Source organism: Sodaliphilus sp. (genome assembly GCF_045598405.1).
Lineage (GTDB): Bacteria > Bacteroidota > Bacteroidia > Bacteroidales > Muribaculaceae > Sodaliphilus > Sodaliphilus limicaballi.
The window spans coordinates 11,951-28,164 of record NZ_JAZLLZ010000037.1; the positions used below are offsets into that span (position 1 = coordinate 11,951).

General features: G+C 43.3%; 12 protein-coding genes. All 12 read left to right on the top strand.

What is annotated here, in order from left to right:
• Window positions 1-42: 42 nt before the first annotated feature.
• The 12 genes from ACKI3C_RS02910 (at window position 43) to mutL (ending at window position 16,209) form a co-directional block, all read left to right on the top strand.
• On the top strand, window positions 43-390 hold the full coding sequence (locus ACKI3C_RS02910; RefSeq protein WP_407401869.1) for a hypothetical protein: 348 nt from the start codon (window positions 43-45) through the stop codon (window positions 388-390).
• On the top strand, window positions 390-695 hold the full coding sequence (locus ACKI3C_RS02915) for a hypothetical protein (RefSeq protein WP_407401871.1): 306 nt from the start codon (window positions 390-392) through the stop codon (window positions 693-695). The genes ACKI3C_RS02910 and ACKI3C_RS02915 overlap by 1 nt, the downstream gene beginning before the upstream one ends.
• 184 nt (window positions 696-879) lie before the next feature.
• Window positions 880-1,470, top strand: a complete 591-nt coding sequence (locus tag ACKI3C_RS02920) for an RNA polymerase sigma factor (protein WP_407401872.1) — start codon at window positions 880-882, stop codon at window positions 1,468-1,470.
• Between the two features lie 299 nt (window positions 1,471-1,769).
• Window positions 1,770-3,119: a trigger factor gene (locus ACKI3C_RS02925; protein ID WP_407401874.1), complete on the top strand. Its 1,350-nt coding sequence runs from the start codon at window positions 1,770-1,772 to the stop codon at window positions 3,117-3,119.
• 136 nt (window positions 3,120-3,255) lie between these two features.
• Complete coding sequence (gene clpP / locus ACKI3C_RS02930) at window positions 3,256-3,930, top strand: ATP-dependent Clp endopeptidase proteolytic subunit ClpP (protein WP_407401876.1); 675 nt, start codon at window positions 3,256-3,258, stop codon at window positions 3,928-3,930.
• 7 nt (window positions 3,931-3,937) lie between these two features.
• Complete coding sequence (clpX, locus tag ACKI3C_RS02935; RefSeq protein WP_407401878.1) at window positions 3,938-5,173, top strand: ATP-dependent Clp protease ATP-binding subunit ClpX; 1,236 nt, start codon at window positions 3,938-3,940, stop codon at window positions 5,171-5,173.
• Between the two features lie 49 nt (window positions 5,174-5,222).
• Window positions 5,223-7,403, top strand: a complete 2,181-nt coding sequence (gene recQ, locus ACKI3C_RS02940) for a DNA helicase RecQ (protein ID WP_407401880.1) — start codon at window positions 5,223-5,225, stop codon at window positions 7,401-7,403.
• 174 nt (window positions 7,404-7,577) lie between these two features.
• The gene (gene guaB, locus ACKI3C_RS02945; RefSeq protein WP_407401882.1) at window positions 7,578-9,050 is read left to right on the top strand and encodes an IMP dehydrogenase; all 1,473 of its coding nucleotides are present in this window, start codon (window positions 7,578-7,580) and stop codon (window positions 9,048-9,050) included.
• An 85-nt stretch (window positions 9,051-9,135) separates the two neighbouring features.
• On the top strand, window positions 9,136-11,061 hold the full coding sequence (locus tag ACKI3C_RS02950) for a peptidylprolyl isomerase (protein WP_407401884.1): 1,926 nt from the start codon (window positions 9,136-9,138) through the stop codon (window positions 11,059-11,061).
• Window positions 11,062-11,266: 205 nt separating this feature from the next.
• The gene (locus ACKI3C_RS02955) at window positions 11,267-12,631 is read left to right on the top strand and encodes a peptidylprolyl isomerase (RefSeq protein WP_407401886.1); all 1,365 of its coding nucleotides are present in this window, start codon (window positions 11,267-11,269) and stop codon (window positions 12,629-12,631) included.
• 9 nt (window positions 12,632-12,640) lie between these two features.
• Window positions 12,641-14,356 carry an OstA-like protein gene (locus ACKI3C_RS02960; protein WP_407401888.1) on the top strand — a complete coding sequence of 572 codons (1,716 nt, stop codon included), beginning with the start codon at window positions 12,641-12,643 and terminating at the stop codon, window positions 14,354-14,356.
• 5 nt (window positions 14,357-14,361) lie between these two features.
• Window positions 14,362-16,209 carry a DNA mismatch repair endonuclease MutL gene (gene mutL, locus ACKI3C_RS02965; RefSeq protein WP_407401890.1) on the top strand — a complete coding sequence of 616 codons (1,848 nt, stop codon included), beginning with the start codon at window positions 14,362-14,364 and terminating at the stop codon, window positions 16,207-16,209.
• The last annotated feature ends 5 nt before the right edge of the window (window positions 16,210-16,214 follow it).

A 16,214-nucleotide genomic window follows, 5' to 3' on the forward strand; every position in this document is an offset into this window, starting at 1 on the left:
GTGTGTTCTCATAGACGGGAACACACCATAATAAATAAAGCAATGAACGAGGGTATAGATTTCAAAAAAATATTTCAAGATGCAAAGAAGCATTTGTTGATTGAAATTGAGTATGGCAAACTCACGGTTGCCGAGAAAGTGTCAATTTTGCTATCTCGCATTATCTTGATACTTGTTATGATCGTGGCTTGCAGTTTTGTTTTATACTTTGTCAGTTCTTCACTGGTAGCAGTTCTGGCCGATGTCACTGGACATGTGTGGCTAGGTAACCTGATTGTTGCAGGCATCCACTTGTTCCTATTGCTTCTTGTTTATGCATTCAGGAAACAATTAATTATAGATCCTGCTACTAGATTTATCACAAAGTTGTTTTTTAACCCCAATGACTGATGAGCAAGTTGACTAATGATAACACGGCTACGACTGCCGATGTTGTGACTCCCGAACAGTGGAACGGATACACAATGGACGAGCTGAAGCGCCGCAGGATTGTTGCGATGGTGCGACGTGAACTTGGACGCGAGAAAATCGCTATGCAATTTGCTCATACCAAGAATGCCATGTCGGTCAATGGTATCAAGGGGCTTCTGTTTACCGATAACGAGTTGACCAAACTTAAAGCAATGGACTATGCACTGCTGGGGTGGAAGGCAGTGAAAATGTTTATAAAGTTCAGAAACAGAAAAAGAAATTAATAACGCAGAAAAACGATATTTATTATTTTAGAAAACAACTTTTTTGCATTTTTTTTTGCAGAAAAGTTTTTTTTATGTAAATTTGCAATCTCAACGTGATAGTTGAGAAGAAAATATTATTATTCATTTAAATTCATTTGCCTATAGAATAGACCTTTACCTAGTAATTTTAATAGAAAGGTATATGGACAGTTTTTTTGACAAGAGCGACGAGAAGTTGATCTCGTTGTATGTCAGTGGATGTAACGAGGCCTTTGACGCTCTCCTTGATCGTCACAAGGATTCTGTTTATGGTTACATATTCCGCAATGTTAAAAATGCAGATGTGGCAGATGACATATTTCAAGAAACATTTGTCAAGGTAATTTCGACCCTCAACTCTGGACGATATGTTGAGAACGGTCGTTTTGCTGCATGGGTTACACGCATAGCCCATAACAGGATTATTGACTATTATCGCCAGCTGAAAAATGAAGGTTTGCAGTCGACCGATGCTACCGAAGTAAACATATTGAACCGTAAGGAATTTAGCGAATCTACCATAGAGGACTCTCTCGTTGTGCTGCAAATCCACAAGGACATACGACGCCTTGTCAAGGAGTTGCCCAAGAGCCAGCGTGACGTCGTGATCATGCGTTACTACAAGGACATGAGTTATAAGGAAATCAGCGACCTCACGGGTGTGAGCATTAACACTGCGTTGGGACGAATGAGATATGCCCTGATCAACCTGCGTCGATTAGCTAACGAACACAATATTGCACTCACAATGTAATCTAGAATATAGAAGTGACTTTATTTGGACAAACGGCCTTGCATTTTTGCTGGCCGTTTGTTTTGCTAGGTAGGTACAATAAATATGACACAATGAGTGTGACATAATGACCGACCTGAACTTTTATTAAATTTACTAGCACTTTTTTCATCATAATGCACGTTTCAAAGTGTTTTATATATATTTAAATGTGAATAAAGTAAAAAAAATGGCACAATATTTGCCAGTAGATAATATATGATGTAATTTTGCATAAATTTGGATAAATACTAAGTTATAATAAAATTTTATATTAAAAAATGAACGTAAATTTTGAAAAGATTGGCAATGTAAACGCTAAAATTACAGTGTCAATTGTTGAAGAAGACTACAAGAACGACGTGAAAAAAAGCCTTGCTGAAGTGGGCATGAAGCGTCCTATTAAAGGTTTCCGTCCTGGTCATGTACCTGCTGGATTGTTGAAGAAATTCTATGGTGAACAAGTATTGAGCGAGGTTCTTGACCGTATGGTTGGACGTGCTTTCACACAATATATCGTTGACAACAAGATTGATCTGCTTGGCGAACCCATGCCCATCAATGATGGCCCCATCGATCTTAAAGGTCAGAAAGACTTTGAGTTCAAATTCGAGCTTGGTCTTGCTCCCGAATTTGAGCTTAAGCTCGACAAGGACGTAAAGGTTCCTTACTATAATATTGAAGTTACCGACGAAATGGTTCAGAACCAGGACAAAAACTTCCGCAAACGTTACGGCAAGCAGGTTGCTGGTGAAGTTGCTGAAGAAGATTCTCTCCTTCGCGGTTCACTCGTTGAGCTCAACGCCGAGGGTGCTGAACTCGAAGATGGTATCAAGGTTGAGAAGACCGTTATCTGCCCCTTATATCTCAAGAACGAAGATGAGAAGAAAAAGTTTGTCGGTGCAAAAGTTGGCGACGGCGTGGTTTACAACCCCAACGCTTCGGTTGACGGTAACGTGACTGAACTTTCAGCTCTTCTTAATATAGATAAGGAGCAGGCCGACGTGAAGAGTGACTTCAAGTTTGTCGTTGAGGAGATACTTGTTAACGAGGATGCTGCTCTCGATCAGGAACTCTTCGACAATGTGCTTGGCAAGGATGAGGCAAAGACCGAGGAAGAATATTTCGCTAAGGTTAAGGAAATGCTTGCTGCTCAATTAAAGAACGATAGCAATTACCGCTTCACTCTTGATGCCGAGACAGTGCTCAAGGGCGTGGTTGGCGACCTTGAACTGCCCGAGGACTTCTTGAAGCGTTTCCTCGCTGCTCGTGAAGAGAATGCTGATCCCGCAAAGATTGAGGAGGACTTCCCCAAGACAAAGGCTCAATTGCAATGGCATCTCATCAAGGAGAAAGTTGCTAAGAATTTTGCCTTGAAGGTTGAGACAGAGGACAAACTTCGCCTGGCTCGCTACTTCGCCGCTCAGCAGTTCGCACAGTATGGTATGCCCAATGTGCCTCAAGACACTCTTGAAGACTATGCACACCGCATTCTCGAGGACGAGAAGTACAACAACGAGATCACAAATCGTGCAATGGAAGACAAGATCTTCGCACAGATCCAGAATGCTGTTACTCTCGATGAGAAGACCGTGAGCGTTGAAGAATTCAACAAGCTGTTTGAGCAATAATCAAACTTCTTAGACACAATATAGGGGCGGTATCTCTGATATTCGCCCCTTTTTTTGAAAAAAACACACAAAAATTTAACCTTGTTTCAAAAAAAAGTAGTAACTTTGAAGAAACATAAATAATCAATATAATATTATGAACGACGATTTCCGCAAATTTGCCGTGAATCATTTAGGAATGAACGGCCTTTCGCTTGACCAGTATGCAAGTCATGTTAGTGATAGTTATATCAACCCTACTATCATGGAAGAGCGTAAACTTAACGTGACACAGATCGATGTGTTCTCGCGCTTGATGATGGACCGTATTATTTTCTTAGGCACACAAGTAGATGATTACACTGCTAATGTAATTCAAGCACAGTTGTTATACCTTGACTCGGCTGATCCCGGCAAGGACATTTCATTATATATCAATTCTCCTGGCGGTTCGGTATATGCCGGACTGGGCATTTATGACACAATGCAGTATATCCAGAGCGATGTGTCCACAATATGCACTGGCATGGCTGCATCGATGGCTGCCGTGTTGCTCGTTGCTGGCGAGAAGGGTAAGCGCCATGCTCTGAAACACTCACGTGTGATGATACATCAGCCCATGGGCGGAATCCAAGGACAGGCGTCTGACATCGAGATTACTTCACGCGAAATACTGAAACTCAAGAAAGAACTTTACACAATCATCAGCGACCACTCGGGACAGCCCTACGACAAGGTTTATGCCGACAGCGACCGCGATTACTGGATGACCAGCGACGAAGCACTGGCCTATGGTATGATTGATAATGTATTAGTCAGAGCAAAAAAATAATTAATCAATGGCAAAAAAGAAGCAAGAAGAGTTGACGTGTAGTTTTTGCGGTCGTGGCAGTGACGAAGTGAGACTGCTGTTGCCGGGAATGGCTGGTTGTATATGCGACGAGTGTGCTGGACGTGCCAATGAAATCGTACACGAATACCTGCATCAAGCCAAGGCTGATGCAGATGACGTGGAATTAGAGTCTCTGCCCAAGCCCGAAGAAATCAAGGCTTATCTCGACCAATATGTGATAGGGCAGGACACGGCCAAGAAATATCTCTCGGTAGCGGTTTATAATCACTATAAACGCCTAAAACAGGATAAGGACGACGTCGATATCGAGAAGTCTAACATTATCATTGTTGGTCCCACAGGAACTGGCAAAACCCTTCTTGCAAAGACCATTGCCAAATTGCTTAAAGTGCCATTCGCTATCGTTGACGCAACAGTGCTCACCGAAGCCGGTTACGTGGGCGAGGACATTGAAAGCTTGCTCACCAGGCTGCTGCAGGCGTGTGACTATGATGTGGCGCAAGCTCAACGTGGCATCGTGTTTATTGATGAGATTGATAAGATTGCTCGCAAGGGAGATAACCCGTCAATCACTCGCGACGTGAGCGGCGAGGGCGTACAGCAAGGTCTGCTAAAACTGCTTGAAGGCTCAATCGTGAATGTACCGCCTCAAGGTGGACGCAAGCATCCTGACCAGAAGATGATCGCTGTCGATACCAAGAATATATTGTTCGTGTGTGGAGGTGCTTTTGAAGGCATTGAACAGAAAATAGCACAACGCATGAATACTCATGTAGTGGGGTTTGGTGTAGATAACCACGTTAGTCAGCAAGACCGCGAAAAACTGCTTCACTTTGTGGCACCACAGGACTTGAGGTCTTACGGATTAATTCCAGAAATCATCGGTCGCTTGCCCATTCTCACTAATCTTGAGCCGCTTGACCGTGATGCTTTGCGTCGCATTCTCATTGAGCCCAAGAATTCTATTGTCAAGCAATATGTCAAACTCCTAGAGATGGACAACGTGAAACTTAATATCGATGACGATGTGCTTGATTATATTGTAGATAAAGCGATAGAGTATAAACTTGGAGCACGAGGACTTAGGTCTATCTTCGAGACGGTGATGATTGATGCCATGTATCAAGTGCCGTCAAGCGGAGTGACCGAATTTATGCTCACGCGACAGTATGCAAAAGAACAACTGGAGAAGTCCAATTTTGAAATGTTGTCGCAAGCCTAGTTTAAACTATTTCACAGAGAAATATATTAACCCATAACAATATACCATCATGTTCAACCGAGAGCAACTGACTGCCGAACTCAAAGAATACTTTGGTTTTGATACCTTTAAAGGTAATCAAGAACCTATCATTGAGAATGTCCTAAATGAGCGTGACACCTTTGTGCTCATGCCCACTGGTGGCGGAAAATCATTGTGCTATCAGTTACCTGCATTACTAATGGAGGGAACTGCGATTGTAATATCTCCGCTCATTGCTCTCATGAAAAACCAGGTTGATGCCATGCGCAACTATGGCGAGAGCGATGGTATTGCACATTTCCTGAACTCCTCGCTCAACCGCCAGTCCATCGACCAGGTTAAAGAGGATGTTGTGGCAGGTCGAACAAAGTTGTTATATGTAGCACCCGAGTCGCTCAACAAGGAAGAAAACGTTAATTTCCTGAAGACAGTGAAAATTTCTTTCTATGCTGTGGATGAAGCACATTGCATCTCGGAGTGGGGACATGACTTCAGACCAGAATACAGACGCATCAGACCCCTGATAGAGCGTATTGGCACTCGCCCCATCATCGCATTGACAGCAACAGCTACCCCCAAGGTGCAGCATGACATTCAGAAAACACTTGGTATGAACGACGCGAGTGTGTTCAAGTCGTCTTTCAACCGTCCCAACCTGTATTACGAGGTAAGACCCAAGACCCGTGATATTGACAAAGAAATATGCAAGTTCATCAAGTCTAACGCAGGTAAGTCGGGTATCATTTATTGCTTGAGCCGCAAGAAAGTTGAAGAACTGGCCGAATTTCTTTCTATTAATGACATTAAGGTGTTACCTTACCATGCAGGAATGGACAGCGTCAAGCGCTCGGAAAACCAAGATGCTTTCTTGAATGAGGAAGTTGACGTGATAGTTGCTACCATTGCTTTCGGTATGGGTATCGACAAACCTGATGTGCGTTATGTCATCCACTATGACATACCCAAGAGCCTTGAAGGATATTATCAAGAAACTGGACGTGCGGGACGTGATGGAGGAGAAGGCAAATGCATCACATTCTATGCAAAGAAAGACTTGCTCAAACTTGAAAAATTCATGCAAGGCAAGCCTGTTGCCGAACAAGAGATAGGCAAGCAACTGCTCAATGAGACAACAGCTTATGCCGAGTCAAGCGTATGTCGACGCAAGACACTGCTTCACTACTTCGGCGAGAATTTTGAAGCCGACGAGTGCGGCAACTGCGATAACTGTTTGTATCCCAAGAAACGGGTAGAAGCTCGAGATGAACTGTGTGCAGCCATTGAGACTATACTTGCGCTTAAAGAACGTTTTAAGAGCGAATATGTAGTGGCAGTGATGCGTGGTGACGTGACGCCAGAGGTCAAGTCCTACAAGCATCATGAACTTGAAGATGTGTTTGGCTGCATGAAGGGAGTAGAAGCTCGCTTGCTAGGGTCGGTATTACGACAAGGAGTGATATCGGGGTATCTCAATAAAGATATTGAAAACTACGGAGTGCTCAAAGTCACAGAGGCAGGCAAGCAATTCCTTACTAACAAAAAGTCGTTTAAGGTAGTGGAAGATATTGATTACAGCGACATTGACGATACCGAGGGCGCAAGTGTTGCCGGCAGTTCGTTGAGTCCAGAATTGTGCAGCATGCTCAAAGATTTACGCAAAGATATCGCTAGACGCAATAGTCTGCCGCCTTATGTTATCTTCCAGGATCCATCGTTAGATGCTATGGCTACTACATACCCCATCACCATCGAGGAATTGAGCCTTATTCCTGGAGTGGGAGTGGGCAAGGCCAAGCGTTATGGCGAGGAATTCGTGAAACTCATTAAAAAATATGTTGAGGAGAACGAAATCGAACGAATCGAAGACTTCAGGGTTCTGTCGGTCGCTAGCAAGACTAATCTAAAAATAAAATTGATACAAAGTATCGACCGCAAGATTGCTCTTGATGCCATAGCCGAGTCTAATCATATGGATTTCTGCGACTTGCTCAAGGAGATTGATTCTATTGTTTATGCCGGGTATAAAATTAATATTGATTATTATATCAATGAACAAATTGATCCCGACATACAAGATGAGATCTTCGATTATTTCCGCGAGAGCGAGACCGACGATCTTGAAACAGCTTTCCGTGAACTAGGACCTGAATATCCCGAAGAAGAGATAAGAATGATGCGCATCAAGTTTATAAGCGAGATGGGCAACTAGTCTGATAAAAAGAATTAAACGTATCAAGATTCATTAGATTAATGGCAAGAGGCTGCACATTGACGGCCATAGACATTTAAATTTCTGTAAAAATGAAGTTTAAACTTTGCCATGTGCAGAATAATTAGTAAATTTGCATGCAATAATTGATTTAGCATTTAAAAATTTTTTCTTATGTCATTTATTGCAGATCGTGTGAAAATGGATGGACTCACGTTTGATGATGTCTTGTTAATTCCTGCTTATTCCCAAGTTCTTCCTAAGGATGTGTGTTTAAAGACGCGCTTTTCGCGAAACATTGAATTGAATGTTCCGCTCATTTCGGCCGCAATGGACACAGTAACTGAAGCGAGACTCGCTATTGCGATTGCTCGCGAAGGCGGTATTGGCGTGATTCACAAGAATATGTCTATTGAGGAGCAAGCTCGTCAGGTCCACATGGTCAAGCGTGCCGAGAATGGTATGATATATGATCCCGTTACCATCAAGCGAGGCTCTACTGTGGGAGATGCGTTGAACATGATGTGTGAATACCACATTGGCGGCATTCCTGTTGTTGATGATGACCGCAAACTTGTGGGAATTGTCACTAACCGCGACCTTCGCTTTGAGGCCAACCTTGATCGTGCAATCGATGATGTGATGACGAGTGAAAACCTTGTGACAACTAACCAATCGACCAACCTTGAAGAAGCTGCTAAAATTCTCCAGACCCATAAGATTGAAAAACTTCCAGTTATAGACGCTGAAGGCAAGCTTGTGGGCCTTGTTACATATAAAGATATTACAAAGGCCAAGGACAAACCCAACGCATGCAAGGACTCACGCGGACGACTGCGTGTAGCAGCCGGCATCGGTGTCACTGCCGACAGCCTCATGCGTGCAAAGGCACTTGTTGATGCAGGAGTTGACGCTATTGTCATTGACACAGCACATGGCCATACTCGTGGCGTGGTAGAGGTTCTCAAGCAGGTGAAGGCACAATTCCCTCAGATTGATGTTGTAGTAGGTAATATTGCTACTGGCGAGGCCGCAAAGTTTCTTGTTGAGAACGGTGCTGATGGTGTAAAGGTGGGTATTGGTCCTGGATCTATATGCACAACCCGTATCATTGCAGGCATAGGTGTTCCCCAGTTGTCGGCTGTTTATGATGTGGCAAAGGCTCTTGAAGGAACTGATGTCCCATTGATTGCTGATGGTGGCATACGTTATTCTGGCGATATTGTGAAAGCACTTGCTGCAGGTGCAAGTTCTGTTATGCTTGGCGGTATGTTTGCAGGTGTTGAGGAGTCTCCGGGCGAAACTATCATTTTCAATGGTAGGAAATTCAAGACTTATCGCGGCATGGGATCTCTCGAAGCTATGGAGAAAGGTTCAAAGGATCGTTATTTCCAAGGTAGCGTTACCGACGCCAAGAAGCTTGTGCCCGAAGGAATTGCTGCACGTGTTCCTTATAAAGGATCTCTGTATGAGGTGATTTATCAGATGCTTGGTGGACTTCGCTCTGGTATGGGTTATTGCGGTGCCGCTACTATTAATGAACTTCACCATGCTCAATTTGTCCGCATTACTAATGCAGGTGTTGCCGAGAGCCACCCGCATGACGTGACTATAACTAGCGAAGCTCCCAACTACAGTCCCAGTTAAAAATTAATTATTTTTTCAGGAATATATAATTTTATTGCACATTTCACGTTATATATAGAAATGTGTAGATACTAATTATTGTAAAATGAAACATAAATTATTACTCTCGACAGTTTTAGTCGGTTCGGTTCTTTTGGCAACTGCTGCTAAGGATCCCGTGTTGATGAAAATTAATGGTAAGGATGTTAAACTCTCTGAGTTTGAGTATTTGTATAATAAAAACAGCAAGCAACAGGTTGAAAAAGAAACTCTCGACCAGTATGTTGATCGCTTTATAACATACAAACTTAAAGTTACTGATGCCGAGGCTGCCAAGTTAGATACTCTGCCTTCATTCAAGAAAGAGCTTGACGGTTATCGTGACGAAATGGTTCGTCCTTTCCTTGAAGACACTACCGTTAAAGAGCGTCTTGTGAGAGAAGCTTATGAACGTTTCACAAAGAATGTAGATGTTGACCACTTGATGCTTTCTTTGGGAAAAGATTATGCCGACAACAAGAAGCAACTCGCGCTGGCCGATAGCTTGCGCACAGTTCTCAAGAATGGAGCCGTGTGGGACTCTGTTGCAGCAAAGTACACAATCGATCCGTCGTTTGCCCGCAACAGCGGTCACTATGGTTTCATCAGAGCAGGGCAGTTCCCTTATTCATTTGAATATGGTGTTTACAACACACCTGTTGGCGAGATAAGCCAGCCCATCCGCACAGATTTTGGTATCCATCTGGTAAGAGTCAACGCTATTCGCGATGACGAAGGTACAGTGCGTGCTCGCCACATCTTGCGACTTTTCCCTCGCACACACAAACCTACCGACGAGGAGAAGCAAGCAGTTAAGCAGAAGATAGATTCAATTTTCGAGTTGGTAAAAGCTGGCGGCAACTTTGAGGAACTTGCAAAGCAATATTCTGAAGATCCCGGTTCGGCCAAGCGTGGTGGTGACCTTGGTTTCTTCAGCCGTGGTCAGATGGTGCCCCAGTTCGACAAGGTTTCTTTTACTTTGAAGAATGGCGAGATTTCAGAGCCTTTTGAAACATCTTATGGTTACCACATCGTGCAGCGTCTTGAGAACAAGGGTTTCATGCCCCTTGAGGAAGCACGTCCCCGCATCGAGAAAGCAATCAGTATGGATGAGCGTGCCAAGATGCCTCAAATGGTTAAGTTGGCAGAGGCAAAAAAGCAATACAACTACCAAGTGAACCCCAAACTCGAGAAGCACATCGAAGATGCAATCAAGGCAAATGGCGGATATGACTCTACTTTCGTAGCTACATTGCGCAGTGATAATTTCCCCGCATTTACTTATGCTAATGAAGCAACACCCGTATCGGTTATTGCTGCCAAACTTAACCCCAAAACAAAACTCAATGCTGAATCGGCTAAGGGTTATTTCATGTCACTTATAGGTGATATCGCTGATGCACAGGTCATGAAATATTACACAGACAACTTGATCAACGACAACACCGAGTTCCGCAATCTCCTTAATGAGTATCGTGATGGCATGCTGTTGTTCGAGATTAGCAACCGTAAAGTATGGGAGGGTGCAGGCAAAGACACTACCGGACTGAAGAATTACTTTGAGCAGAACCGTGCTAAATATACATGGAGCGAACCCCACTTCAAGGGTATCATTTTGAGTGCCAAGGGTGACTCTATCTTGGACGCTGTCAAGGCTGATATCTTAAAAGTAGGTCATGTTGATTCACTTCCCACTTACCTCCACAAGAAGTATAGCAACTCAATTAAGATGGAGCGCATGGTTGTTGTTAAGGGTGAGAACCAACTTGCCGATTTCCTCTGCTTCAACGGTCCCGCGATTCCCGAAACTGCTAAATACAACAGGGCTATTATTCTTGAAGGCGGACTCATTAACGCTCCTGAAGTATATACCGACGTAAAGGGTCAGCTCACCAGCGATTATCAAGATGTCCTCGAAAAGCAGTGGGTTGAAGAACTCAAGGCTAAATATCCCGTTGTAGTTGATAAGCGAGTATTGAAAAAGCTCAGGTGATAATATTGTAACCTATCATAGATTTCGGTTGGCCGAGACAAGTGTACAGCTTGTCTCGGCCGATTTTTATTGACATTTTAACATGGTTAATAAACTTTTAATAAAATAGATTTTGAAAAGTGCCGAAAAATAGTGAACTTTGCATATTATTTGCGATAAAGTGCACTTTTGCATTTTACAATGAGTTTTAGAAAAATATAAGTTTATGAAAATAAAATTTCTATTAGCGTGCTGCGTAGCATTGCTTTCTGTTAATTCCTTCGCGCAAAACAATGTTGCAGAGGAAATTGCATGGGTAGTGGGTGACGAACCTATCTTCAAGAGTGATATAGAAGAACAGTATCTTAATCTTCAATCGGAGCGTGCTGCTATTGATGGTAATCCTTATTGTGTGATTCCTGAGCAAATGGCTTTAAATAAACTTTTCCTCCATCAGGCAAAGATTGACACAGTGGTTGTTCAAGAGTCGCAGATTGCGAAGGAAGTTGATTCTCGAATCAATTTTTTCATTGCCAATCTTGGTTCAAAGGAGAAGGTGGAAGAATATTTTCACAAGCCATTACCTGTGTTGAGGGAAAAGATTGCTGACATGTTTAGGGACCAGTACAGTATTCAGCAGGTGCAGAATAACCTTACAAAGAAGATTAAGGCAACGCCATCAGAGGTGCGTAAATTCTTCAACACACTTCCAGCCGACTCTCTTCCTTTTATTCCCAAGCAGGTTGAAGTTCAGATTATCACCATCAATCCTGTTATTCCCCAGCAAGAGATTGACGAGGTCAAGTCACGTCTCAGGGACTATGCACAGCGTATTACTAATGGCGAAGCAGAGTTCTCGACAATGGCTATCTTATATAGTGAGGATAAGGGTACTGCTGTTTATGGTGGTGAAACGGGTTTCCAGAACCGTTCTGTCCTGCTTCCCGAGTATGCAACTGCTGCATTTAATCTCAACGACACAAAGAAAGTATCTAATATCGTTGAGACCGAGGATGGTTATCACATCATTCAACTCATCGAAAAGCGAGGTGACCGCATCAACACACGTCACATCCTGCTTCGTCCCAAAGTGTCTGATAAAGACTTGACCGACGCAATCGCTCGCCTTGACACGCTCAAAAACGAAATCACCGAAGGAAAAGTTACTTTTGAGCAAGCGGCATTCTATGTGTCACAAGATAAGGACTCTCGCAATAACAACGGCATCATGCTCAACGAAGAGAGCCATTCTAACTTGTTCCAGATGTCTCAACTTCCTCCTGAGGTGGGAAAAATTATCGACAAGATGGAAGTGGGTGAATTAAGCGAACCATTCTTGATGATCAATGCCAAGACACAACGTGAGCAAGTTGCTATCGTCAAACTCAACCGCCGCATCGAAGGCCATAAGGCCGATCTTGCTGATGACTATCAAACTCTCAAAGGCATCTATGAAGAGCATAAGCGCGGCGATATCATTGAGAACTGGATCAAACAAAAGCAAAAGAGCACTTATGTGTATATAGAGGACAACTGGCGTAACTGTGAGTTTAAGTACGACTGGTTACACAAGGGAGCAACGTCTAACTAATCAAGAAAAATGACTCAAAGATTCTTCACATACACTAAAGGGTACAGGATAGCATTTGCTGTCCTGTGCATGTGTATTGTCATGTGTGGACTGTCTTTGGGTTTTGACTATGCCTGGGCTGCTACACCTCAAAAACCCAAGGCCGCTAATCCTGGCGCTAAAGCAGGGCATGTGCAGAGAATCACTCCACAGATTCCCAAGTCAAACCGCTACCAAAAGGATAAGGTTTTTCTTGAAAATTCTGATATACTTACTGCCGATGACCGAATAAGTACGGAGTACCAGGTGCTCAAAGGAAATGTGCGTTTTCGCCGTGGCGACATGTATATGTTCTGTGACAGTGCTTATTTCTATGACTTGACAAGTTCGCTCGATGCATTTGGCAATGTCAAAATGACGCAAGGAGACACATTGTTTGTCTATGCCGATGTAATGCACTATTATGGCGACGAGCAGGTGGCACAGTTGAGAAACAATGTGCGTCTAGAAAACCGCAAGACAACGCTGATCACCGATAGCCTTGATTATGAGATCACGTCTAACGTGGGTTATTACTTTGAAGGCGGAAAGTTGATTGATGGAAAGAACAACACCGAGTTGACGTCGAGATATGGTCGTTATGAACTCGATACAAAGCAAGCAGAGTTTACCACTGATGTGCGTTTGGTTAACGAGAAATACACGATGGAAACTAATTTGTTGCAATACAACACCGGTACACACATCGCTCGCATCATTGACCAAACCAGTATTGAGAGTGACGGTAACACTGTGCTCACAACTAGCGGATGGTACAACACATCGGCCGACGATGCCACGCTATATGACCGCTCGGTGATTAACTCAAAGGATGGTAAAACACTTGTAGGCGACACTGTGTATTACAACCGTCAACTTAATTATGGCGAGGCTCGCGGCAATGTGGTGATAACTGATGCCAAGAACAGTGTTATTCTGGATGGTGAATATGGCTATCATGACGAAAACACCCACTATAGTTATGTAACTAATCGTGCCAGGGCTCGTGAGTTCTCCCAGAAAGATACAATTTACCTGCATGCCGATACATTGTGCACTTTGCTGGATGTTGATTCAGTGCGATTGTTAAGAGCTTTCAATAAAGTCAGGTTTTACAGGAATGATGTGCAGGGAATATGCGACTCGCTGCAGATGTCGGCTGCCGATACAATTCTCAACATGTATCGTCATGCTGTCTTGTGGAGTGACGACAGACAGATTTCTGGAAATGAGATCAATGCTCACATGAACGACAGTACTTGTGACTGGGCCACTCTCCCTAACTTTGGCTTCATGGCACAGCATGTGGGCGAAACCTATTATGACCAGTTAAGTGCTAAAAAAATTAAAGCATTTTTCGAAAAGAAGGAATTACGGCAGATGGATTGTGATGGCAATGTGCAAGTAATCATGTATCCACAAGAGGAAGATTCTACTTACAATAAACAAGTAAATGCCGAGTCTAGTTATCTCAAATTGAATTTAAAAGCAAAGCAAGAGATAGAGAAAATAGCCATGTGGCCCGATGTCAGCGGCAAAGTATCACCATTGTTCCTGCTCAAGAAGAGCGAGCAATTCTTGCCTGGTTTTGCTTGGTATGATGCATTAAGGCCCAAGCATCCCGATGAAATTTTTGACGTGAGTGATGAGATGAAAAAACTCATGTCTGAACCCGAAAAAACAGGTCGTAGATCTAAAAAAGAATAATCAAGATGAGTGATGTGATTAAATTATTGCCCGACTCGGTTGCTAATCAAATAGCAGCAGGAGAAGTTATTCAACGCCCTGCATCGGTTATTAAAGAACTGGTGGAGAATGCTATTGACGCACATGCCACTAACATTCAAATTATCTTGAAGGATGCCGGACGCACTCTCATTCAGATTATTGACAATGGTTGCGGCATGAGCGACACTGATGCTCGATTAGCGTTTGAGCGTCACAGCACTTCTAAAATTCGTTCGGCTGAAGACTTGTTTTCTCTACGCACCATGGGTTTCCGTGGCGAAGCACTTGCTTCGATTGCAGCTATAGCCCAGCTTGAATTGCGCACACGCCGTGCCGAGGACGAACTAGGCACAAAGATCGTGATAAATGGCTCTAAATGCGAGAGTCAGGAACCCGACATGTGTCCCAAAGGATCAAACTTCCAAATCAAGAATCTCTTTTACAACGTCCCTGCACGCCGCAAATTCCTGAAAAGCAACCAGGTGGAATTGAGCAATATAATAAAGGAATTTGAGAAACTTGCTTTGGTTAATAATAATGTTGATTTTACATTGCTGCATAACGGTGCTGTCATGTATAAACTGCAAGGCGGGTCGTTCTTGCAACGCATCACCAATCTGTTGGGCCGCTCTATAGAAGGGAACCTTATTCCTGTGAATATAGACACGTCAATAGTGAAGATTTCAGGATACATAGGCAAACCATCTGCTGCCCGCAAGCGTAATTATCTGCAATATCTTTTTGTTAATGAGCGATACATGCGTCATCCTTATTTCCACAAAGCAATATTGTCGTCTTACAGTCAGTTGATACCTGACGATGAGCAACCTAATTACTTCTTGCGATTTGACGTTGATCCGGAGAGTATCGATGTCAATATACATCCCACTAAAACTGAAATTAAGTTTGAGAATGAGATGCCCATTTGGCAGATTCTCAGCGCTGGTGTAAAGGAGGCACTTGGGCGATTCAGCGAGACTCCTTCGATTGAGTTTGACGTGGAAGACGCTCCCGAGATTCCAGCCTACACCCCCAACACTTCTGTTGCCCGGCCTGAAATTAATGTCGATAAGTCATATAATCCCTTCGTGCAGGGTAGTCGTTCACAGCATGCTGTGACCACTAACTGGGACGAACTTTACAAAAATTTTGAAAAAAAGAAAAGCAGTGCTCTGCAAGATATTACCGATAATAGTTCTATCGACATCCCAGAACTGCCTGTTGATGATGACACAAATGTGAGAAATGTTTTCGACAACGAAGTGCATCAACAGTCGGTGTATATACAGCTCAAGGGAAAATACATCCTGGCATCTATTACTTCAGGATTAATGATAATAGACCAGCACAGGGCTCATGTCAGGGTTTTGTTTGACCAGTATATGAGCAAGATGGAAGGTACAAGCCTTAGTTCACAGACCGTATTGTTCCCCGAGGTTTTGCATCTAACCAACTCGCAGAATGTGGTGCTCAATGAAATAATGCCTGATTTAGAGCTGATGGGATTCACGCTTGCATCTCTTGGAGGAAACGACTGGTCGATCAATAGCATTCCTGCGGGTTTTGACACATTATCTCATGTGACCGACACTTTAATCCAGGTCATAGATTCGGTAGAGAATGGCGGTGAAAGCATCAAGACGAAAGTTCATGAGCACATTGCGCTCAACGTAGCACGATCAGCCGCATTACCCTATGGGCGCACTCTCAACCAGGAAGAAATGGACAAACTAGTGGCTGACTTGTTGCGATTACCCGAGCCCAATTACACGCCCGACGGGAAGAATGTGATTAATACTATAACTTTTGAGCAAATTTCAAAATTATTTTGATAAAC